Raw genomic sequence first — 21,586 nt, forward strand, 5'->3', positions numbered from 1 at the left:
TAGGGAGGTTCCGCCATGTCTTCGTTGTCCATCAGCGTGCTTGACCAGAGTCCGATCCATCCCGGCGAGACGCCGGAGCAGGCGCTGGCCCATACCGTGCGGCTGGCGCGCCGCGCCGAGGAGCTCGGGCTGCGGCGCTTCTGGGTCGCCGAGCATCATGACAGCGAGCAGCTCGCCGGCTCGTCGCCGGAAGCGCTCATCGGCTACCTGCTGGCCCGCACGGAGCGCATCCGCATCGGCTCGGGCGGCGTCATGCTGCAGCATTACAGTCCGTACAAGGTAGCGGAGACGTTCCACGTGCTGGCGGCGCTGGCGCCGGGCCGCGTCGATCTCGGCGTCGGCCGCGCGCCCGGCGGGCTGCCCCGCAGCACGCAGGCGCTGCGGCAGGGAGCGGGCAGCGCGGGCGGGCCGCTCGAAGGCAAGCTTGAGGAGCTGAGCGGCTACCTCGGCGGCCGTCCGCTCGCCGAGCCGCATCCGCTGGCGGGCCTGCGCGCCGCGCCGGCACCGGCGCAGCCGCCGCTGCTGCATGTGCTCGGGGCGAGCGAGGAAAGCGCCCGCTCGGCCGGGAAGCTCGGCTTGCCTTATGTATTCTCGCTGTTCATCGGCGCAGACGAGGAATTGGCAATACGAGCGGCGCAGGCGTACCGCGAAAGCTTCGACGCCTCCTCCGGGCGGCAGCCGGAGCTGATCGTCGCCGTCGCGGCGGTCGCTGCCGATACGGACGCGGCGGCCGAGGCGCAGCTGACGCCGCAGAAGGTCGTCAAGACGCATCTGCAGGACGGGCGCACGGTGACGCTCGGGACGCGGGAGCAGGCCGAGGAGTTCGGCTGCCAGTCCGGCCTCGAGTACCGGATCGAGGAGAAGGAAGCGATCGTCTACGCCGGCTCCAAGGAGACGGTGGGACGCAAGCTGCGGTCGCTGCAGGCAGCGACCGGGGCGGCGGAGTTCATCGTGGTCACGAACGTGCCGGACTTCTCCGCGCGGCTGCGCTCGTTCGAGCTGCTGGCGGAGCTGGTTGCGGAGCCGGCGGCGGGGCTGGAAGCCGGGGCGGATGCAGGATTGGGGGTCGAAGCGGCAGCGGGGCTGGAAGCCGGGGCGGCCGCCGGAGAGCCGGCGTGAGCGGGACGGACCAGGAGCTGGAGGCGCGGCTCGTCGCCGTCCGGCGGGAGCTGCACCGCCATCCGGAGCTGTCCCGCGAGGAGCGGGAGACGACGCGCCGCCTGCAGGCCTGGCTGGAGGAGGCGGGCATTCGCCCGCTCGGCCGCTACGGGCTCCGCACTGGCCTGATCGCCGAGATCGGCGGGCCGGGTCCGGTCGTGGCGCTGCGCGCGGATATCGACGCGCTGCCGATCCAGGAGGAGACAGGACTGCCGTTCGCCTCGCTGGCGCCGGGCGTCATGCATGCATGCGGGCATGACTTCCACGCGGCGGCCCTTGTCGGAGCCGCGCTTCTGCTGCAGCGCCGGGCGGGCGAGCTGCCCGGCACGGTGCGGCTGCTGTTCCAGCCGGCGGAGGAAAAGGCGAGCGGCGCCCGCGAGCTGATCGCCGCCGGCGCTCTCGACGGCGCGCGCGCCGTGTTCGGGCTGCACAACAAGCCCGACTTGCCGGTCGGCGCGGCCGGCATCAAGGCCGGCCCGCTCATGGCCGCCGCCGACGGCTTCGTCGTCGAGGTGAGGGGCCGCGCCGCGCATGCGGCCGTGCCGGAAGCGGGCCTCGATCCGATCGCGGCGGCGGCGCATGTCGTGACGGCGCTGCAGACGATCGCGAGCCGCAGCGTCGGTCCGCTGGACAGCGTCGTCGTCAGCGTGACGAAGCTCCATAGCGGCACGTCGTGGAACATCATTCCCGACCTGGCGGTGCTGGAGGGCACGATCCGCACGTTCGACGAGGCGGTGCGCCGGCGCGTGCTGGAGCGCTTCGAGGCGATCGTCGTCGGCGTCGCCTCGGCGCTCGGAACGGAGGCGACGCTGCGCTGGGTGCAAGGTCCGCCGCCGGTGCTGAACGATCCGTCGCTGGCGGAGCTGGGACGCGAGGCGGCCGCGGCGGCCGGCCTGGAGCCGGTCGAGCCCTCGCCATCGCTGGCGGGCGAGGACTTCGCGTTCTACCAGCGCGAGGTCCCGGGCCTGTTCGTGTTCCTGGGGACGAACGGGCCGCAGGAGTGGCATCATCCCCGCTTCGACGTCGACGAGCGGGCGCTGCTGCCGGCGGCGCGGCTGCTGGCCGAGCTGGCCGAGCGGTCGCTGCGGCGGTTCGCGGCGGAGGCGGATGGGACGGGGAGCGAAGAATGCGGGGAGTCGAAGCATGGAGGAGGAGAAGCGCATGAGCGTGATCGATCTGCAAGCCTTTCGCCAGACGCATGAGCAGCTGGCGCAGGCCATCGAGGGACTGGACGAGCGGCAGCTGAAGGAAAAGGAAGCTCCCGGCAAGTGGAGCGTGACGGAGGTGCTGGCCCATCTGGCCGACCACAGCATCGTCGTGTCGTTCCGCATCCGCGACATCCTCGCCGATACGGAGGCCGGCCTGCCGCGCTTCGACCAGGACCGCTGGGTGTCGGGCCAGCATGGCAACGAGGAGAAGGCAGCGGAGCATCTGGCGGCGTTCGCGGCGCTGCTGCGGGCGAACGCCCGGCTGCTGGAGCGGCTGGATGCGGGGGAGCTGGCCAAGCGGGGCATTACGTTCAAAGGCGACCCAATCGACCTGCGAGGCATCGTGGACGGCTTCGTCCGGCATGTCGGCACGCATCTGGCGCAGATCGCCCGCATCCGGCGGGCCGTGGAAGCCGTGCGCTGAACGCGGAAAACAAGGGGGAATCCAAGATGGGCAAGCGGAAACAGCTGCGCCTGGGAGCGATGCTCCACGGCGTCGGCAGCAGCACGTCGCTATGGAGGCATCCTGATATCCAGGCGGATGCGAGCACGAACTTCAAGCTGTACCGGGAGTGGACGCGCAAGGCGGAGGAGGGCCGGTTCGACCTCGTGTTCGTCGCCGACGGGCTGTACATCAACGAAAAGTCGATCCCGCACTTCCTCGACCGCTTCGAGCCGATCACGATTCTGAGCGCGCTCGCCGCCGCAAGCGAGCGGATCGGCCTCGTCGGCACGCTCTCGACGTCGTACAGCGAGCCGTTCACGGTCGCCCGCCAGTTCGGCTCGCTCGACAAGATCAGCGGCGGCCGCGCCGGCTGGAACATCGTCACCTCGCCGCTCGAGGGCTCGGCGCTCAACTTCGGGCCGAAGCGGCATCCGCAGCATGACGAGCGGTACCGCATCGCCAAGGAGCATCTGGACGTCGTGCGCGGGTTGTGGGACTCGTGGGAGGACGATGCGTTTCCGCGAGACAAGGAGCGGGGCATCTACTTCGACCGCAGCCGGCTGCATGAGCTGAACCACGAGGGCGAGTTCTTCTCCGTCAAGGGGCCGCTGAACATCTCGCGCTCGCCGCAGGGGCATCCCGTGCTGTTCCAGGCGGGAGCCTCGGAGGTCGGGCGGGACTACGCGGCGCGGGAGGCCGATGCGATATTCGCCGACCACGATACATTGGAGGAGGCGGCTGCATTTTATGCGGACGTCAAAAGGCGCGCGGCCTCGTTCGGCCGGAATCCGGACGACCTGCTCGTCTTTCCGGGCATCGGGCCGATCGTCGGCGCCACGGAGGAGGAGGCCGAGCGCAAGTACCGCGAGACGGCGGCGCTCGTCTCGGCCGAGGACGCGCTGCTTTATCTGGGCCGCTTCTTCGAGCATCATGACTTCTCGCAGTATGAGCTTGACGCTCCGTTCCCGGAGCTCGGGGAGCTCGGACAGAACAGCTTCCGCAGCACGACCGACCGCATCAAGGCGACGGCCCGCGAGCAGGGACTGACGCTGCGCGAGGCGGCGCTGCAGGTGGCGACGCCGCGGACGCCGTTCATCGGCACGCCGGAGCAGGTCGCGGACCGCGTGCAGGCGTGGTTTGAGGCGGACGCGGCGGACGGATTCATGATCGGCGCGAGCGTGCCGCGGGCATTGGAGGACTTCATCGACCATGTCGTGCCGATCCTGCAGGCGCGCGGCCTGTTCCGCCACGAGTATGAGGCGGACACGCTTCGCGGCAACCTCGGCTTGCCGGTTCCGGAGAACCGTTACGCCGCCGCGCGGCGTGCGGAAGTGCGGACGAATGCGGGGGCAGCGGTGGATGCGAGGACGCCGGCGGAGGCATAGGCTGCCAAAGCGGCCGGATCAGGCGCAGGGCTGAGGAAGCAGGTTTGCGGAGGCGGCAGCGACGATCGGCAGGCGGATGCGCCTGCGCCGAGCGACAGACTGGAGCGGGGCCTAGCCCCGCTTCTTTTTCGCGTAGTGCAAAGTCGATTCGGTCGTAGACAGACGCCGGGCAGCCATGGTACAACCATGGGTAGATCGAACCGGATGAGGAGTCCCGCCCATGCCTATGATGCCCCGCCTTTGCTTGCCTCCTGCCCGCAAGCTGCTGCTTGCCGGCGCCTCGGCGCTGCTGCTGGCAGCCGCATGCCCGCTCCATCCTTCGCTGCCGGTGGCGTCCGCGGCCCAGGCTCTTGCCGATGGCTCGAAGCCGTCCTCCCTCGGCTTCGAGCTCAAGATCGAGCCGATCTGGCTGTCGGGCCAGATGATGCTGCCCGCCAAAGCGTTCGCCAAAGGAGCCGGCGCCAGCCTGGCCTTCTCGAAAGGCGCCATCACGCTGAAAAAAGGGACGATCCAGGTAAGCGGAGCGGTCGGGTCGCCTAAAGCGGTCGCGAACGGCCAGTCGGTCCGACTGCCTTATTCGCCGAAGCTGATCCAAGGCGCGCTTTATATTCCGGTCCTCATGGCCGCGAAGACGCTGGGAATGGATCAAAGCGCCTATGAGAAAGCGGCAGGAAAGCTGACGTTTTCCTACAGCCCTTACCAGGCGATGGAATTCGAGGAACGGATGTTTCATGCGGCCAGAGATGGAGATGCGGCCACGGTCAAGGAGATGCTGCGGCGCGGAGTCGATCCGCTGGCGCGCGGACATGGCTACGGCGACTCGACGGCTCTGGATGTGGCGATCCGCCTCGCTCGGATGGATGCGGTCGAAGCGCTGCTCGCCGCCGGGTCGACGTTCGATCCGCAGCTTGCCGCCGACTTCCTCGAGCCGTCTCAGAGAGCGGGCAAGAACGGCCTGCTGCGGCTGCTGCTGGAGCATGGCCTGGATCCGAACACGATCGAGCCGGTGTCAGGACGCTCCCTCCTGGAAATCGCGAGCTCCGGCGGCGCTTATACCGTCAACGGCAAGGACGTCTTCTTCGAGATCGAGCCGGAGCTCGTCCGGCTGCTGCTGCAGCATGGCGCCGACCCGAACGTAGGCTCGCCGCTTGCCGAAGCGGTGTTAGGCAGAAGCTTCGAAGCGACGCAGCTGCTGCTGGCGAGTGGAGCCGATCCCGAGCGCTCCGTCGAGAACCGGGGAAGCGCCGCAGGCATAGCTCGCATGCAGGGCCTGTCGAAGTGGCTCCGCCCAAGCCAAGCCAAGCCAGCGATTCCCGAGCTGTCCTTCCTGGACGACCAAGGAAACGCGCTGATTTATGGAAGCTATCTGCTCGGCCTGGACGCGCAGCCGGAGCTCCTCCCGCTGTATTGGAACGGCCCTGCTGCATATGTGGATCGGGCGGACGGAACTTATCAGCTGCGCAACGTTACGAGCGGTCCGGCAGCGTGGCTGCTGAGCGATCATACGATCGCTCTTTCAGCGGGCAAGGCCGCGCCATCCCAGCTGCGGCTGCCTGCGTTCAACGTGTCGGTCTCCGTGGAAGCAGAGCGCGCCGACGTCTGGTCCGGATTCGGCGAGCTTTATGACTCGCAGGGCAGCCGGCTGCTCTCGCTGTCCGTCTACTACGGGAAATGCCGGCTGCATCTTCCGCCAGGCCGCTATGATCTCGTCGCCTTCGGTTCGGCCGGCCCCTACGGCGGGAACGAGAGAAAGGTCGCTTCCATCGTCGTGCCGGCGGACGGAAGCGCGGTCCAAGCGGTAGCGGTGACGAAATAAAGCGATATTTTCAACTGCCCGTTGTATACCCGACTATTCCGATATATAATCTGCTTACATCAACGCTACATGGGGATCATTCGGGGGAGGAATTCAATCATGGCAAGAAAAGCTTCGCCGGTGGAGCAAGTCGTCGCCATCGGCATCGGCGCGGCGCTGTTCGTCGTGCTGGGCCGGTTCGGCTCGATTCCGTCCGGCATACCGGACACGAACATCGAGACGACCTACGCCCTGCTGGCGCTGTTCGCGGTGCTGTATGGACCGCTCGCGGGCCTGCTGATCGGCCTCATCGGCCACACGATCAAGGACGCGATTTCATTCGGCCCGTGGTTCAGCTGGATCATCGCCTCGGCGGTGGTCGGCCTGATCATCGGCCTGGCGGCGCGCAAGATCGACGTGCGGGACGGGGAGTTCGGCAAAAAAGACCTGATCCGCTTCAACCTGTACCAGATCATCGCGAACGCGGCCGCCTGGTTCGTCGTAGCGCCGGTGCTGGACATCGTCATCTACGCCGAGCCAGTGAACAAGGTGTTCACGCAAGGGCTCGTCGCCGGCCTGTCCAACATCGTGACGGTCGCGGTCCTCGGCTCGCTGCTGCTGGCGGCCTACGCCAAGACCCGCACCAAAAAAGGCAGCCTGACGCGCGAGCTGTAATCGCCCTGCAGGCACGAGATCAATCGAGACAAGCTTGGGGCCGGCGCGCTGCGCCGGCTCCGCTGCTTTTTCAGAGGAGGACATCATCATGAACGAACGCATGGACGAGACGGCTCCGCATGCGGGCGGCATCGGCCTGGCCGCGCCGCCGGCAGCGGCGGGCCGCGCCGCCGGAGCCCGCGCCGACAACGGGCCGCCGGTCATCGAGCTGGACGGCTTCGGCTTCCAGTACCGCAGCCAGCAGGAGCCGACGCTGCATGACATCACCCTGACGATCGCCGCCGGCGAGAAGGTGCTCATCGTCGGTCCGTCCGGCTCGGGCAAAAGCACGCTCGCCCACTGCCTGAACGGCCTCGCGCCGCATGTGCATTCCGGCGAGATGACGGGCCGGGCGCGCGTCTGCGGCCGGGAGCTGGCCGGACTCGGCATCCTCGAGCTGTCGAGGCTGATCGGCACGGTGCTGCAGGATTCCGACGGGCAGTTCGTCGGCATGACGGTCGGCGAGGACATCGCCTTCGAGCTGGAAAACCGCGCCGTGCCGCAAAAGGAGATGCGGGAGCGCGTGGAGCAGGCCGCGCGCGCCGTCGGCATGGAGGCGCATCTGGGCGCTTCGCCGCAGACGCTGTCGGGCGGCCAGAAGCAGCGCGTCTCGATGGCGGGCGTGCTCGTCAGCGACACGCCGGTGCTGCTGTTCGACGAGCCGCTGGCCAGCCTCGATCCCGAGGCCGGACGGCAGGCGGTGGAGCGGATCGACGCCATCCACCGCGAGACGGGCAAGACGATCGTCATCGTCGAGCATCGGCTGGAGGAGGTGCTGCATCGCCCGGTCGACCGCATCGTCGTTTTCGCCGACGGACGGATCGTGGCCGACCTGCCGCCGGCGGAGCTGCTCAGCTCGCCGCTGCTGGCCGAGACGGGCTTGCGCGAGCCGCTGTATGTGACCGCGCTGCGGCATGCGGGCTGCGCGATCTCGCCGGAGCTGCATCCGGAGAGCCTCGAGCGGCTGGAGCTCGCCAGCATCCGCGAGCCGCTGCGCGACTGGCATGAGGCGGCGCCGTCCGACCCGCCTCCGCCTCGCCGCTCGCCCGTGCTGGAGCTGGAGGACGTGCAGTTCGCCTATGACGACGAGGGACCGGCGGTGCTGAGCGGGCTGTCGCTGCAGCTCGGCGAGGGCGAGCTGCTGGCCGTCGCGGGGCATAACGGAGCGGGCAAGTCGACGCTGGCGCGGCTCATCTGCGGCTTTTACCGGCCGACGTCCGGGCGCATCCTCCACCGGGGGCGCGACCTGGCGGGCGACACGATCAAGGAACGCTCGGAGCGGATCGGATTCGTCATGCAGAACCCGAACCACATGCTGTCCAAGACGCTGCTCTACGACGAGGTCGCGCTCGGCCTGCGGCTGCGCGGCGTGCCCGAGGACGAGGCGCGGGAGCGGGTGCTGGAGACGCTGCGCATCTGCGGCCTCCATCCCTTCCGCAGCTGGCCGGTCTCGGCGCTCAGCTACGGCCAGAAGAAGCGGGTGACGATCGCCTCCATCCTCGTGCTGGATCCCGACATCCTGCTGCTGGACGAGCCGACGGCCGGGCAGGACTACCGCCATTACAACGAGATGATGGAGTTCGTGCTGCAGCTCAAGGAACGGGGGAAAAGCATCCTCGTCATCACGCATGACATGCATCTGATGATGGAGTACGCCGAGCGCACCGTCGTCATCGGAGACGGCCGGGTGCTGGCGGACGCGCCTCCCGCGACGATCCTGACTGATGCGGAGCTCGTGCGCCGGGCGAGCCTGCGCGAGACGTCGCTGCAGCGGCTCGCCGAGCGCGCGGGCATCGGGGCGCCGGCGGAATTCGTCGGGCGGTTCATCCGCCGCGACCGGGAGGGGAGAGGACGATGAAGGCCAAGCTGATCGCCTATACGGGACAAGACTCGCCGATCCACCGGCTGACGGGCGCGGCCAAGCTGGTCGTTTTCGCCGTCTGGTCCGTCACCGCCATGATCACCTACGACACCCGGGTGCTGCTCGCGCTGCTCGCGCTCGGCCTGATCGCCTTCCGCGTCTCGCGCGTCCGTTTCCGGGACTTCTCGTTCGTGCTTGCGCTCATTCTCGTCTTCTTCCTGATGAACCATGTCGCGATCTTCCTGTTCTCGCCGCTGGAGGGCGTCCGCATCTACGGGACCCGGCACGACCTGCTGCATCTGGCCGGGCGCTGGTGGGTGACGGAGGAGCAGCTGTTCTACCAGCTCAACGTGGCGCTCAAGTACCTGGCCGTCATCCCGATGGCGCTGCTGTTCATCCTGACGACCGATCCCGGCGAGTTCGCCTCGTCGCTGAACCGGGTCGGCGTCAGCTACCGGATCGCCTGCTCGGTGTCGATCGCGATGCGCTACATCCCCGACATCCAGCGCGATTTCCAGAACATCCGCTTCGCGGCGCAGGCGCGCGGCCTCGACATCTCCCGCAAGGAGAAGCTGGTCAAACGAGTGCGCCATATGGTCGGCATCCTGCTGCCGCTCATCCTGACGAGCGTGCAGCGGATCGAGACGGTCAGCGCCGCAATGGAGCTGCGCGGCTTCGGCCAAGGGCCGAAGCGCACCTGGTACAGCGCGCGGCCGCTGCGCGCCGCCGATATCGCGGCGATCGCCTTCGTCGTCCTGCTCGCGGCGGCGTCGTTCTGGCTGACGTTCGAGGACGGCTCGCGCTTTTATAATCCGTTTGCGTAGTGCCGCCGCCGCCGTTTGGAACCGGCCGCCAGGCGGGGCATAATGAAGAAGCGACGCGGCGTGCGAAAGGAGCGGATAGGCGCATGAATGGAACCGAGGCGAAGACAGCGGCAGGGCGAAAGGAAAGAACGGCGGCGTTCTCGATGGGATGCTTCTGGAGTCCCGAGGCGCTGTTCGGCGCGCAGGAAGGCGTGCTCGCCACGCAGACCGGCTATGCCGGCGGCTCCTCGGAGGCGCCGACGTACCGCGAGATGGGAGACTATTCGGAGACGGTGCTCGTCCGTTATGACGCGGCGGCCGTTTCGTACGAGGAGCTGCTGCGGCTGTTCCGGGAGCATCACGATCCGGCCAATACGAACGGCTACAAGGGCCGCCAGTACCAGTCCATCGTTCATTGGAGCGAGCCGGAGCAGCTCGCGGCGATCGAGGGCTGGCTGGAGGAGCGGCGCTTGGCGGGACTGCCGGAGCCGGATACAGAGATCAGGGAGCTGGGGCGGTTCTTTCCTGCGGAGGAGCGGCATCAGAAGTACTACCTCAAGCGGTATCCCGATGCCTGGGAAAAGCTGCTCGGCCTGTACCCGTCCCGCGCGGAGGCGGAAAGCTCCCGGCTGGCTTGCCGGCTGAACGGGCTGGCCAAGGGCTTCGCCAACCGCTCCGCGCTGCTGGACGAGCTGGAGCGTTGGATCGGCGAAGCTCCGGAGCGCCGGCGCGAGCTCGCTGCCGCCGTGCGCGGCATCCGCTGGTAGCGGGTCGGCCGCGGGCTCAAAAGGATGGCGAGCGTGATCGGGCTGGCCGTGCGGCTCGCCAAGCCGCCAACCGACGCTGCCGAATGAAGCGGGGACGCTGCCGCATGATGCGGTGACGCTGCCGAGCGAAGCGGGACGCTGCCGAGCGAAGCGGGACGCTGCCGCATGATGCGGCTGCCGCTTGCCAAGCCGCGCCACCCCGTTATAATCTAGCTATATGATGAATCTATAGCACAGACCAGGCCGTGAAGCACACGCCGCCTCTGCTCGTTCCCGTCTTCGGGAGCGCGCGGGGCGGCGTTCGCTTTTTTTTAACGGCACCTGGCGAGGAGGAGACGAGCGTGGCAGACTTCAAGCAAGCGTATACGGCATGGCTGGAGGAGGAGGTGGAACGGGAGGAGAATGTCCGCCGCAGGGAGCGGCTGGCAGAAGGGCTGGGGCACGGCACGGTAGAGTTTCTGCGCAGAGCCTGGTTCCCGGCGATCGGAGGGTTCCAGCACCTGCACCCGGAGTGGGAGGTCCGCGACATGGGGGGAGGCTGCCGCTACATCGATCTGGCTTACTTGCCCCCGGCCGGCGGAAGAGGCGCGTTCGAGATCCAGGGGTACGGTCCTCACGCCCGGGATCTGGACGTGCGCCGTTTCAAGGACTTGAGCTGGAGACATAGCTACCTCTCGATAGACAGCTGGGTGGTCCTGCCGGTCGCCTTTCCGTCGATCCAGGAGGAGCCGAAGCGCTGCCAGCAGTTGGTGCTTGCCTTCGTCGGCCGATTTGTGGCGATGAGCGTATCCCGGGAGCTGGACTGGCAAGAAGCGGAGATTCTGAGGTTCGCGTTTCGGCAGTTGGTGCCTTTTTCTGCGATGGAGCTGTCCAGCCATCTGAGGACATCCGAATCCCATACTCGGAAGCTGCTGGGGAGAATGGTCGACGGAGGCTATCTGAGCATCGTCAGCGGAAAGCTGCGCTATCGGCTGTACGGACTGTCGGAACGCTCCCTTGCCGAAGGTCTGGCGACGAATCAGATCGTTAGAAGGCCAAAATCGGGCGGCCAGGAATTTTAACGACGCGTGGTGGGCTTAGCGGTGCCAAAGGGACGGAAATGCCGATAAAAAAGAGGCTGTTGGCTGCTGTAAGCGTCTGACGCGTCGTTAGCTTTCTGGAGTCGTGGAAAACGGGCTTCTAAGCGTCTCAGCCGTCGTTAGCGAGGAGATGTGCGATGCAAAAGCCCATTCCCCGCCGTCGAGGCAGGAACGGGCTTTTGCATCGCCGTCCATCGTGGGGACAACGCGCCGCGAGCTCGCCTCCGCCATGCGCATCCGTCGCCATGCGCGGCATTCGTGCGCGCGTCCGCCGTCATGCGCGTCCGCCGTCATGCGCGGCATTCGTGTGCGCGTCCGCCATGCGCGGCATTCGTGCGCGCGTCCGCCGCCATGCGCGGCATTCGTACGCGCGTCCGTCGTCATGCGCGGCATTCGTGTGCGCATCCGTCGTCATGCGCGGCATCCGACTCATCGCCGCGAGCGTGCCTCCGCCATGCGCGTCAGAAAGGATTCTGCACGTGGTAGAATACGTTCGGGCTGGCCATGCGATAGTAGTAGCTGCACCAGCCGAGGCTGCCGCCCTGCTCCAGGTTCACGGTGCTGTACGGGAGCCGCTCCTGCTCCAGCTCTTCGAGCCGCGCCGCGCGGCCGTCCAGGTAGTCGCGCAGGCGCAGCGCCGCCGTGTCGAGGCGCGTCAGCACGCCGCCGTAGCGGATGTCGAGCACCTCCCAGCCGAACGGCTTGAACATCGACAGCCACTGGCGGCGATGCGCCTCGCGCAGCGCCCGCACCGCCTCGGCGATGCGCGGCAGCAGCTCCGACGCGAGCCGCTCCAGCTCCGCGCGGTCGTCCGCGTCGTAGGCGGCCTTGAGCCGGAGGCCGGCCTGGCTTTTCCAGCGCAGCACCCCGCATAGCCGCTCCGGCACCTCGAACAGCGGATCGAGCGCCGCGCCCGGCCGCCGCGACGCGGCGATCTCCGCTTCCAGCTCCGCATAATGCGCATCCAGCTCCAGGCCGGCGATCTGGCGGTCGAACAGGCCGAGCAGCACGTCCTGGTACAGCAGGAACTTGGACGGGTTCGTCTGCTTGCGGTTGCCCGGCTCCGCGCCGGGCGTTTCGTCGAGGCCGTTCAGCAGCAGGAACGCCGCCGCCTCGGTGCCCGTGCAGGCCAGCGTCCGGGCCTCGACCCGGCTCCACTCCGGCCTGCCGTCGCAGTACGCCTGCTCCGCGTAGTATTGCAGGCCGAGCAGCGCGATGAACGGGTTGCTCTCCATGCCGTCGTCGCCCCACATCGTCGCATACACCTCGTCGACTCCCTCGGCTTTGCAGGCGAGCAGCGCCGCTTCCGTCGCCGCCAGCGAGAGGCCGTAGTTGACGCCGAACGTGTTGAACACCCAGACGCCGCCCGCGAACACGACGCGGCAGCCGAGCGGACGGTGCTTGCCGAGCTGCGCCTCGTAGTGCTCGGGCTCGAAGTGGTTGTAGTCCCAGTACACCATGTCGACGTCGGACGGGATCTGGCGGGCCATCTCCTCGGGAATGACCGTGTTCCGGTCGAAATGCTCCTCCCCGTTCGCGGAAGCGAGCTTGAGGAACATGTCGCTCCACATCATCGGCGACAGGCCGCGGCGGCGCACGATGTCCAGCACGGCCTGCAGATGCCCCGCGATGATCGGGAAGCGGCCGTCGAAGCCGTGCAGGTCCAGATGCTTGCCGCGCCCGACCTCCTCCGCCTCGTCCATGCCGATGTGGATCTTGCGGCTGCGGAACGGCGCCGTCGCCCGCTCGATCATCCGCTCGACCAGCTCCAGGACGCGATCGTCCTGGGCGAGCAGCGCGCCCTTGGTGTCCTTGTAGCCTTTGACCGGCTCCCACTTGAGGAACTCCTCCAGATGGGCGAGCGTCTGGATGCTCGGGAACGCCTCGATGCCGAACAGATCCGCGTAATCGTCGATCGCCCGCAGCTCCTCCGCGCTGTAGCGCCCGCGCATGTAGCCGAAGTACGGCTCGCCCGGAATCTCGTACGTGTCCTCCATATACAGCATGACGCTGTTCAGCCCCATGAGCGCCATGCGGCGCAGCAGGCTGCGCCAGGCGTCGAGCGTAAGCACGCCGTTGCGCGACAGGTCGAACATCGGTCCGACCGTCCCGATCCGCTGCTGCTCGGCCAGCTCCCAGGCCGGGCCGTCGACGCCTTTTTCCAGCAGCAGCGAGAACGCGCGGAAAAACTGATGCTTGCGCTCATAACGAATCCACGCCCGTCCGTCCGCATAGCCGGCCGCCAGCCCTTCGCCGCCCCGCTCGACGCGGACCGTCACGGCCCGCTCGGCCTCCGTCGTTCCGTCGCCGCGACTGTGGCCGCCGGCTTCCCGTGCCGCTCGATCGTCCGCGGCCTCGCTGCGTCCGATCGCCTCGGCTCCTCCAGCCATGTTTTCCCCGCGTCCGATCGCCTCGGCTCCTCCCGCCTTGCCTTCCTCGCCGAGCTCGATCTTCAGCTTCAGCTCGTCCGCCAGCTCGCGCAGTCCGGCTTCCACCTCGCCGAGCTCGCCGATCCATGTCCATGTCGTCTTCATTGACGTTGCCCCCTATGCCTTCCGCTGCCGCGCGGCTGTCCCCGTCGGCGCGGACTCCTCGATCCTGTCCTTCATTGTACCGGATGGCGGCTCGGCGCTGAACGGTGAGAAATCAACGAAATAGGGGGTGAAATCGCGGGGAATTGCGTCGGGGACCGGGAAAGGATAAGCTGGGGGAAATGCAGCGGCAGCAACGGAGACGAGGAGGACAAGGAATGGACGACATGCTGGAAACGATCCTGGACAGCCTTGGGCTGGAGGGCAGGATGGCCGAGGTGCAGCGGGTCCAGACCGCGCATCGCATGAGGCTGGCGGAGTTCTGGGGCATCCGGCAAGGCGCTCGCGTGCTGGAGATCGGATGCGGGCAAGGAGACACGACCGCAGTGCTCGCTTGCCGGGTCGGTCCGTCCGGCCTCGTGCGCGGGGTCGACATCGCGCCGCCCGGCTACGGAGCGCCGATGACCGTCGGCGAAGCGGCGGCAAGGCTGCAGCAGTCCCGGATCGGCGGTCCGGTGCGGATGGAGTTCGGCCTCGACGTGCTGCAGGACGACGTGGATTTCGGAGAAAATGCCTATGACGAGATCGTCTTCTCGCACAGCTCCTGGTACCTGCAGTCGCCCGAGCAGCTGGAGCGGCTGCTCGCCCGCGCGCGGCGCTGGGGCCGCCGGCTCTGCTTCGCCGAGTGGGACCCGCGCATCGGCCGGATCGGGCAGCTGCCGCATCTGCTCGCCGTGCTCGTGCAGGCGCAGGCCGAGTGCTTCAAAACGGACAGCGAGGCCAACGTCCGCACGTTGCTCGCGCCGGCGGACATCCGGCGAATCGCGCACAGCGCCGGTTGGAGCGTGGACGAGGAGGCGACGCTTCCGGCAAGCGGCCTTCAGGACGGAGGGTGGGAGGTCGATCTGGCGCTGGGAGAGCTGGCCGAGGAACTGCCGCGGCTGCACGGCCTCCCCCGCAAGAGCCGTCAGCTGCTCGAGTCGCAGCTCGGCCTGCTCGCCGCATACGCCTCCGCCGGCTCAAGCTTCGAATCGATGGACAGCTGGGCGATGACGGCCGGCTGAGCTTCGGACGGCTGCGGCGGGACGCCGCGGCGGCCGAGATAGGCAAGATTCAACGTGTTGTCACACATGAAGGACATGCCGTTGCCTATAATGGTAGTATCAACAGGCAATGCGAGAAGGAGGACCATCCGCCTTGAACGAGTCTCCGAATTCCATCCAGCCGACATCCGGCCGCAATTTCACGGCCTGGATCATCGGCATTTCCTTGGTGGCGAACGTCATCATTCTGGCGCTGTTCTTCGGGCCGATCGGCTACAAAGGCAGCGTCGGCTGGGACATCACCGTCCTGCCGCGGATCAACGCCATCCTGAACAGCTTCACGTTCATCTTCCTCGTGGCCGCGCTGGTGTCGATCCTGCGCAAGAACATCAAGCTCCACAAGGGCTTCATCCTAGCGGCGTTCTCGTCGACGCTGCTGTTCCTGGTCACGTACCTGACGTTCCACTACCTGTCGCCCGAGACGGCGAAGTTCGGCGGCGAAGGCATCGTGCGGCCGATCTACTTCACGATCCTCATCACGCACAGCTTCTTGGCCGCGGTCATCGTGCCGCTCGCGCTGTTCTCGCTCGTCTGGGGCTGGACGATGCAGGTGAAGAAGCATAAGCGCATCGTGCGCTGGGCGATGCCGATCTGGCTGTACGTCAGCTTCACCGGCGTCATCGTGTATCTGTTCATGGCGCCTTATTATGTGAGCGGCTGAAACCACGCTGATGCGGAAGCTGGTCGATTCGTAATGGAACGGGGGATGGGTCCGGCATAAGCATCGGTTCACTGCTCCTGCAGATGCCGGTTTCCGAACGTTCCACGAGCCCGACTCCCTCCTCATCCGATGCGAACGATTCCTGAGGCTTGGCGGCGCGGCGGGTCTGGAAGCGCAGCGCGCCCTCCTGAGAATTCAAAAAAAACACCCTCTGGCATTTTTCAATTGCCGGAGGGTGTTTTTTTATCTAAGCAGAATTCAGCCGCCCAGCCGCTGGACCTGGTCCAGGATGGCGGTAATTTGCGACAGCGTCTGGCCGATCTGCGACTGCTCGATCGCCTGGGCGGTCAGCTGGCCGCTGTTCACCGCCTGCAGCAGGCCGTCGATCTGTCCGCTCAGCACGCCGTTGTACTGCTCGAGCTTGGCGTCGATCGCCGAGGCGAACTCCGGCGCGGTCAAGCCGTTGAAGGCGGCGATGTCCGCCTTCATGGCGCCGAGCTCCGACTCCAGGCTCGCCAGCGCGTCCGGATCGGTCAGCGCCTGCTGGGCCAGGCCGGGCAGCTCGTTGGAAAACTGGCTCGCTTCGTTGATATAGGATGTCGCTTCATTCACATACGTCAGGGAATCGTTCACGCCGCCGAGCGCTTCGTCGACGCTGCCCGGCAGCGAGCAGCCGGCCAGCAGGGCGGGCGCGAGCAGCAGCGCCAGCAGCCGCCGGCGGCCGAGGGATACGGCTCGCGCGGGAAGGCGGAGCCGGTGGTTTTGCTTCATCGGTTCATCATCCTTTCGCGGTGTCGTTCCTCTCCTTTACTCCCCGCAGGGCCGGATGGTTTCACCTTTCGGCGCCGGGCGTCCCTTTTCAACCGGGTCGAGTCGGGTATACTTGTAGCAGAAGGGAGCGTGAATGCCCGATGCAGACGCGCGTGCTCGTCGTCGACGACGAGAAAAGCATCGCCTCCGCCGTAGCTTACGCCCTCGGGCGGGAGGGCTACGAGGTGCAGACGGCGCAGGACGGGGAAGAGGCGCTCGCCAAGGTCGAGAGCTTCCGTCCGCGCGTCGTCGTGCTCGACGTGATGATGCCCAAGCTGAACGGCTACGAGGTGTGCCGCCGCCTCGACGGACGCGAGGACATCGGCATCATCCTGCTGACCGTCAAGAACGATATCGTCGACAAGGTCGTCGGCCTGGAGCTCGGCGCGGACGACTACATGACCAAGCCGTTTGAGATCCGCGAGCTGCTCGCGCGCGTCAAGGCGCTGGCGCGCCGGCTCGAGCGCATCCCCGAGGCGGCGCAGGAGGCCGCTGCGGAGGGCGGCCTGCGGGTGCTGCCCGAGCGGCGCGCCGCCTATGCGGACGGCCGCCAGCTCGATCTGACGCCCAAGGAGTTCGACCTGCTCGCCGCGCTGCTGCATCATCCGGAGCGCGTGTACACGCGCGAGGAGCTGCTCGATCTCGTCTGGGGCATGGATTACGCCGGCGGCACGCGCACGGTGGACATCCATATCCAGCGGCTGCGCAAAAAGCTTGGCGAGCCCTGGCAGGCGGCGCTGCAGACCGTCTACGGCATCGGCTACAAGGCGTCGCCCTCCGCGGCCGGAGGCTCGGACTAATGCGGCTCGGCCTGAGGCTGCGGCTGACGCTGTTCCTCGCGGCGCTGCTGCTGCTCGCGGCCGGCCTGCTGAGCCTGCTCGTCGAGCGCGGCATCCAGGACAACCAGCAGGCGCGCATGGAGCAGGAGCTGGCGCAGCAGACCCGGATGGCGAACCTGCGCATCCGCCAGGCGTATTACTCCGGCTCCGGAGGCGACCCGCAGGAATTCCTGCGGCGCAGCGGCCGTCAGCTCGCGCAGGAGCTGTACGCTTACGGCGGCTTGCCGCTGACGCTTTACGACATGGGGGGCACGGTCGCAGGCAGCTCGCTGCAGGACGGGACGGGAGCCGCTCCGCCCGCGGGCTCGCCCGCGAGCGAGCTGCTCGGCTACGCGCTGGACAATAAAGTCGCCTTCACCGAATCGGACGGGACGCTGATCTACCTCGCTCCGCTCGAAGGGCCGGACGGACAGCTCGGCGCGGTGCAGCTGCAGTATTCGCTGCGCGGATCGGAGCAGTTCCGCCAGGAGATCCGGCGGCTGTTCCTCGTCATCGGCGGCGGCGTGCTGGCGGCGGCGTTCGCGCTCGGCTACCTGTACTTCAGCCGCATCGCGTCCGCGGTCGTCCGCTTGAAGGGCGCGGCGGACCGCATCCGCCGCCAGGACTTCATCGCGGCGTCGCCGGTGCGGCGGCGGGACGAGCTGGGCGAGCTCGGCGAAGGCATCGCCTTCATGAGCCGGGAGCTCGAGAGCGGCATCGGCGCGATGGAGCGCGAGCGGCGCAACCTGCAGCTCGCCGTCGACAAGCTGCAGGCGCTGGAGCGCCAGCAGAAGCAGTTCATCGGCAGCATCAGCCATGAGTTCAAGACGCCGCTCACCTCAATCAAGGCGTATGTCGAGCTCGTCGGCATGTACAAGGACGACCCGGAGCTGCTGGGCGAGGCGCATCGCAGCATCGGCAAGGAGACCGACCGTCTGTACGACATGGTCGAAAAGGCGCTCCAGCTGTCCTCGCTCGAGCGCTACGAGTTCGAGTCCCGGGCCGAGCGGCTCGACGCCCGCGAGCTGCTGGAGGATGTGGCCGGCCGCATGCGCGGCAAGGCGGAGAAGTTCGGCCTGCGGCTGGAGCTTGAGCTGCGGGACGCGCAGGCATGGTGCGACCGCGAGAGCCTCATGCATATGCTCGTCAATCTGATCGACAACGCGATCAAGTACAACCGGCCGGGCGGCTTCGTCCGGCTCGGCAGCCGCGCCGAGGACGGCTGGGCGGTGCTCGACGTCGAAGACGGAGGCATCGGCATCCCCGAGGAGCTGCTGGAGCGGGTGTTCGAGCCGTTCTATACGGTGAGCCGCGACCGCAGCCGCGAGACGGGCGGCACCGGCCTCGGCCTGCCGCTCGTGCGCGAGTTGGCCGCCAAGGAGGGCGGCTCCGTGGAGGCGGGCCGGCGCGCAGGCGGAGGCATGCGGTTCACGCTGCGGCTGCCGCTTGCAGACGGGCGGAGCGGGGAGTGAGGCATTTGTTTACAACTCGGAAACATCCTCGACATCGCGCCGACGCATCCTACGGTTAAGCTGAAAGCAACAACCGCAAGGGGGAACCGAACATGATGAAAGCCAACCCGAACAAGATGCGCCGCTCGGCGCTCGCCGTCCTGACGACCGCCGCTCTGCTGTCCGCCGTCGCTTGCGCCTCCGGCAACGCTCCCGACCGCGAGACGGTCGAGAAGCCGGGCTCCAAGGTGACCGTCGTCGAGAACAAGCAGGAGTCGGTGTACGATACCGGACTGGAGATCGACAAGGTCAGCACGCTCGAGGGCGTGCGGGGCCAGGAATGGCTGGACGAGGAGCGCATCGTCGCGATGGCTCCGAACGCCGAGCAGCCGCCGACCGCGACGGAGGGCGAGCAGCGCCAGCCTTTCAACCTGTATATTCGCGCGGTGGCGGAAGGAAGCGAGCTCGAGACGCTGCAGGCTTCTCCGTCGGATACCGGCTTCGCCGCGCTGTCGCCGGACAAGAAGCATCTGTTCTTCAAGAAGACCGAGGAGGCAACCGGCTTCGGCCGGATCCTGAACCTCGAGACGGGAACGGTGACGGAGCTCGACAACATCCACATCCCCGCCACCGAAGGCGCATGGGCCGATGACAGCACCGTGATTTTCCCGACGCTCGAAGGAGAGCTCATGCAGGTCGATCTCCAGGGCAAGGCGACGGTCGTAGTGAAGGAGAAGGACAAGTTCATCCGCGGCTTGGCCGTATCGGGTGCTACCTGGTATTACATCGCGGGCGAGAACCAGACGCTGTTTGCCTATGACAAAGAGACCAAGGAGAAAAAAGCCGTGGCCGAGGGCATCGATTGGGTCGTTCCGTCTCCGGACGGCAGCCGCCTCGCCCTCGTGAAGCGGTCCGGACAGGCCGGCGTCAAGCTCGTCCTGTCCGATGCCGGCGGCGCCGAGCAGAAGGAGCTCGCCTCCGGCACGCAGATCTTCGGCACGAGCTGGTCCCCGGACGGCCAGACGCTCGCCTACTCGCTCAGCGCGGAGGGCGTCGAGGATCAGGGGCTGTTCATGTCCGAGGCCGAGACCGGCAAGCAGACGAGTCTCGTCAGCACGCGGGACCTCGCGGGCGATGCCGTCCGCTGGAGCCCTTCCGGCAAGCAGCTGATGATGACGACGTCCTCCTACGGCGGCCAGGGCATCGAGTTCAAGACGACGATCGTTCGCTTCAAGGATCAATAAAAGGCGGCAGGCGCCGGAATTCCGCAAGCGGGATTCCGGCGTTTTTGGTGCGGGGTGAGCGGGACTAGGCCATGCTTCACCGATAGATGAAGCTTGCCTCCGTATGATTTTACGTAACTTATTGGGTGAACTTATAGTATACTGGATGCATCTGACGGAATACTATGACAAAGGAGAAGATGAGAATGGTGGTGAAGGTTTTGGCGAAACCGACGTTTACGGTGGATCAGTTAACCTCCTCTTCGGAAGCTTCCAAAAAATTCGGTGAGCTGCGGAAGAAAGCGAAGCAAGTTCCACAGTATATTACGGAAAATGGAACGGTCGATACGGTCTTGCTCAGCTATTCTTTGTTCGAGGATATTTATGATCGCTTGAGCCGGTTGGAGGCGGAGGAGGAAGAGCGTACTCTCCTTCATCGTCTGGAGCGCATAGAGCGGGATCCAGAGTCCGCGAAGTCCTGGAAAAACGTCAGGCGGGAGAGGTAGCGTTCCGTGACGTTGGAAGATCGCTTCGATGTTCGGCTGGATGTGGATGCGGAAAAGGAATATGGCCGACTGGACGGTTCTGTTCTAGCTATTGTCAACGCTGCGATCGACGAGCTTGTTTATCGGGCCGATGAAGTAGGCAAAGTTCTGAGCAATTCTATCCATACGAAACTTGCGGGCTGCAGAGAGATCAAGCTTCGCGACGCTGGAATACGAATCATCTATCGAGTGACGGACGAGATCGTGCATGTGCTCCGAATCGTGTATATCCTGACTATTGAAAGGCGCACTCGCGATATGGCGTTCAAAATCGCTCATTCGCGTTATAAACAGTATCGGAAAATCAGCAAGAAGGATCTTATACGATTTCACGAAGAACAACATACATGGCCGCTTCGAGCTTCTACTCGAAGAGGGAAAAAAGGAGGAGCGACTTGATTCGTTCCTCCTTTCTTCTGCCTGCAGAGCGGGACGCCTTCGAATGCCCAAGTCCCTGGCCGCATGGCAGACTGGTCCCGGGTCCAGACCGGCTTGCGGCTGCAGCCGCTTCCGGGGCCGCCGTCCGCGATGGTAATCTGTTTCCATCGAGCCAAGGAGGCGAAGAGGCATGGGCATGGGCATTCCCGAGGAGCAGCAAGGGAGAAGGCTGTACATCCTTCTCACGGATACCGGCACGCTGTTCACGCGGCTGATCAAAGCCTATACGGGAGCGCCCTGCAATCACGCCTCCTTGGCGCTGGATCCGAGTCTGCGGCATATGTACAGCTTCGGACGGAAGGATCAATCCCATCCTCTGGCGGCCGGATTCGTCCGGGAGGAAGCGGCAGGCATGTGCCGGGAGTACCCGGGGATGGCTTGCGTGCTGCTCCGGCTCGAAGCGACGGAGGAGCAGTTCCGGCGAGCTTGCGGCGTCATCCGCTATTTCGAACAGACCGTGGACCGGTACGGCTACAACCTGCTCGGACTGCTCGGCTTCGTGCTGAACCTGCGCTTCGAGCCGCAGGATCGTTACTTCTGCTCGCAGTTCGTCGCCGATGCGCTCGAGCGGAGCGGAATCGCCTTGTTCGACCAGCCGCCGGCGCTGACCGCTCCGCATCATTTCCTGGAGCATCCCGAGCTGCAGGTCGTGTACGAGGGCTTGCTCTCCGACTACCCGCTGCTCGACCGGGACGGCCGTCGCGCCGGATCGGCCGAGGGGGAGAGCCTTCCTTTGCGGCTGCCGAAAAGGGCTGCGGTCTGAGCGGGCGGCGATCTAACGGAAAGCTAAC

21 protein-coding genes are annotated in these 21,586 nt (G+C 66.4%); 18 read left to right on the plus strand and 3 right to left on the minus strand.

Going from position 1 to position 21,586, the window contains the following annotated elements:
• The first annotated feature begins 15 nt into the window (after nt 1–15).
• The 10 genes from GE073_RS01715 to GE073_RS01760 all read left to right on the plus strand — a co-directional run bounded on the left by GE073_RS01715 (nt 16) and on the right by GE073_RS01760 (nt 11,197).
• Nucleotides 16–1,119 carry an MsnO8 family LLM class oxidoreductase gene (locus GE073_RS01715; protein WP_153782611.1) on the plus strand — a complete coding sequence of 368 codons (1,104 nt, stop codon included), beginning with the start codon at nt 16–18 and terminating at the stop codon, nt 1,117–1,119.
• The gene (locus tag GE073_RS01720; protein WP_153782612.1) at nt 1,116–2,360 is read left to right on the plus strand and encodes an amidohydrolase; all 1,245 of its coding nucleotides are present in this window, start codon (nt 1,116–1,118) and stop codon (nt 2,358–2,360) included. Before GE073_RS01715 ends, GE073_RS01720 begins: the two co-directional genes overlap by 4 nt.
• A complete protein-coding gene (locus GE073_RS01725; protein WP_153782613.1) occupies nt 2,320–2,790 on the plus strand; it encodes a DinB family protein in 471 nt (156 codons plus the stop codon). Before GE073_RS01720 ends, GE073_RS01725 begins: the two co-directional genes overlap by 41 nt.
• Before the next feature lie 26 nt (nt 2,791–2,816).
• Nucleotides 2,817–4,196 (plus strand): LLM class flavin-dependent oxidoreductase, encoded by a 1,380-nt coding sequence (locus tag GE073_RS01730; protein ID WP_153782614.1) that lies wholly within the window; start codon nt 2,817–2,819, stop codon nt 4,194–4,196.
• A 220-nt stretch (nt 4,197–4,416) separates the two neighbouring features.
• Nucleotides 4,417–6,012 carry a stalk domain-containing protein gene (locus GE073_RS01735; protein ID WP_153782615.1) on the plus strand — a complete coding sequence of 532 codons (1,596 nt, stop codon included), beginning with the start codon at nt 4,417–4,419 and terminating at the stop codon, nt 6,010–6,012.
• Nucleotides 6,013–6,111: 99 nt separating this feature from the next.
• Nucleotides 6,112–6,666 (plus strand): ECF-type riboflavin transporter substrate-binding protein, encoded by a 555-nt coding sequence (locus GE073_RS01740; RefSeq protein ID WP_028599343.1) that lies wholly within the window; start codon nt 6,112–6,114, stop codon nt 6,664–6,666.
• Between the two features lie 88 nt (nt 6,667–6,754).
• Nucleotides 6,755–8,563: an ABC transporter ATP-binding protein gene (locus GE073_RS01745; protein WP_228551227.1), complete on the plus strand. Its 1,809-nt coding sequence runs from the start codon at nt 6,755–6,757 to the stop codon at nt 8,561–8,563.
• Nucleotides 8,560–9,390: an energy-coupling factor transporter transmembrane component T family protein gene (locus GE073_RS01750; protein ID WP_153782616.1), complete on the plus strand. Its 831-nt coding sequence runs from the start codon at nt 8,560–8,562 to the stop codon at nt 9,388–9,390. Before GE073_RS01745 ends, GE073_RS01750 begins: the two co-directional genes overlap by 4 nt.
• Before the next feature lie 83 nt (nt 9,391–9,473).
• Nucleotides 9,474–10,136, plus strand: coding sequence for a peptide-methionine (S)-S-oxide reductase MsrA (locus GE073_RS01755; protein WP_153782617.1), 663 nt, complete (start codon nt 9,474–9,476; stop codon nt 10,134–10,136).
• A gap of 341 nt (nt 10,137–10,477) precedes the next feature.
• A complete protein-coding gene (locus tag GE073_RS01760; protein WP_228551228.1) occupies nt 10,478–11,197 on the plus strand; it encodes a transcriptional regulator in 720 nt (239 codons plus the stop codon).
• A gap of 292 nt (nt 11,198–11,489) precedes the next feature.
• On the opposite strand, the gene GE073_RS01765 is transcribed toward GE073_RS01760, so the two are convergent.
• Together GE073_RS01765 and GE073_RS01770 are read right to left on the minus strand one after the other, a co-directional pair.
• A complete protein-coding gene (locus tag GE073_RS01765) occupies nt 11,490–11,648 on the minus strand; it encodes a hypothetical protein (protein ID WP_153782618.1) in 159 nt (52 codons plus the stop codon).
• A 28-nt stretch (nt 11,649–11,676) separates the two neighbouring features.
• Nucleotides 11,677–13,749: a beta-N-acetylhexosaminidase gene (locus GE073_RS01770; protein WP_052333340.1), complete on the minus strand. Its 2,073-nt coding sequence runs from the start codon at nt 13,747–13,749 to the stop codon at nt 11,677–11,679.
• Nucleotides 13,750–13,964: 215 nt separating this feature from the next.
• On the opposite strand from GE073_RS01770, the gene GE073_RS01775 reads away from it, so the two are divergent.
• Together GE073_RS01775 and GE073_RS01780 are read left to right on the plus strand one after the other, a co-directional pair.
• Nucleotides 13,965–14,810 carry a class I SAM-dependent methyltransferase gene (locus GE073_RS01775; RefSeq protein WP_028599348.1) on the plus strand — a complete coding sequence of 282 codons (846 nt, stop codon included), beginning with the start codon at nt 13,965–13,967 and terminating at the stop codon, nt 14,808–14,810.
• Between the two features lie 133 nt (nt 14,811–14,943).
• Nucleotides 14,944–15,510 (plus strand): DUF420 domain-containing protein, encoded by a 567-nt coding sequence (locus tag GE073_RS01780; protein WP_228551229.1) that lies wholly within the window; start codon nt 14,944–14,946, stop codon nt 15,508–15,510.
• 258 nt (nt 15,511–15,768) lie between these two features.
• On the opposite strand, the gene GE073_RS01785 is transcribed toward GE073_RS01780, so the two are convergent.
• Nucleotides 15,769–16,281 (minus strand): DUF6376 family protein, encoded by a 513-nt coding sequence (locus GE073_RS01785; protein ID WP_153782620.1) that lies wholly within the window; start codon nt 16,279–16,281, stop codon nt 15,769–15,771.
• Between the two features lie 140 nt (nt 16,282–16,421).
• Here GE073_RS01785 and GE073_RS01790 point away from each other — a divergent pair, with 140 nt between their 5' ends.
• The 6 genes from GE073_RS01790 (at nt 16,422) to GE073_RS01815 (ending at nt 21,558) form a co-directional block, all read left to right on the plus strand.
• The gene (locus tag GE073_RS01790) at nt 16,422–17,120 is read left to right on the plus strand and encodes a response regulator transcription factor (RefSeq protein ID WP_028599351.1); all 699 of its coding nucleotides are present in this window, start codon (nt 16,422–16,424) and stop codon (nt 17,118–17,120) included.
• A complete protein-coding gene (locus tag GE073_RS01795; protein WP_101808389.1) occupies nt 17,120–18,610 on the plus strand; it encodes a sensor histidine kinase in 1,491 nt (496 codons plus the stop codon). The genes GE073_RS01790 and GE073_RS01795 overlap by 1 nt, the downstream gene beginning before the upstream one ends.
• A gap of 92 nt (nt 18,611–18,702) precedes the next feature.
• Nucleotides 18,703–19,833, plus strand: coding sequence for a TolB-like translocation protein (locus tag GE073_RS01800; protein WP_101808390.1), 1,131 nt, complete (start codon nt 18,703–18,705; stop codon nt 19,831–19,833).
• A gap of 185 nt (nt 19,834–20,018) precedes the next feature.
• The gene (locus GE073_RS01805) at nt 20,019–20,318 is read left to right on the plus strand and encodes a type II toxin-antitoxin system Phd/YefM family antitoxin (RefSeq protein WP_028599352.1); all 300 of its coding nucleotides are present in this window, start codon (nt 20,019–20,021) and stop codon (nt 20,316–20,318) included.
• Nucleotides 20,319–20,324: 6 nt separating this feature from the next.
• Entirely contained in the window at nt 20,325–20,756 is a 432-nt protein-coding gene (locus tag GE073_RS01810) for a type II toxin-antitoxin system RelE family toxin (RefSeq protein WP_180968427.1), read from the plus strand.
• A 169-nt stretch (nt 20,757–20,925) separates the two neighbouring features.
• The gene (locus GE073_RS01815) at nt 20,926–21,558 is read left to right on the plus strand and encodes a hypothetical protein (RefSeq protein ID WP_228551230.1); all 633 of its coding nucleotides are present in this window, start codon (nt 20,926–20,928) and stop codon (nt 21,556–21,558) included.
• Nucleotides 21,559–21,586 lie beyond the last annotated feature (28 nt).

The organism is Paenibacillus sp. B01 (assembly GCF_009649995.1).
GTDB classification, from domain to species: domain Bacteria; phylum Bacillota; class Bacilli; order Paenibacillales; family Paenibacillaceae; genus Paenibacillus_O; species Paenibacillus_O pasadenensis.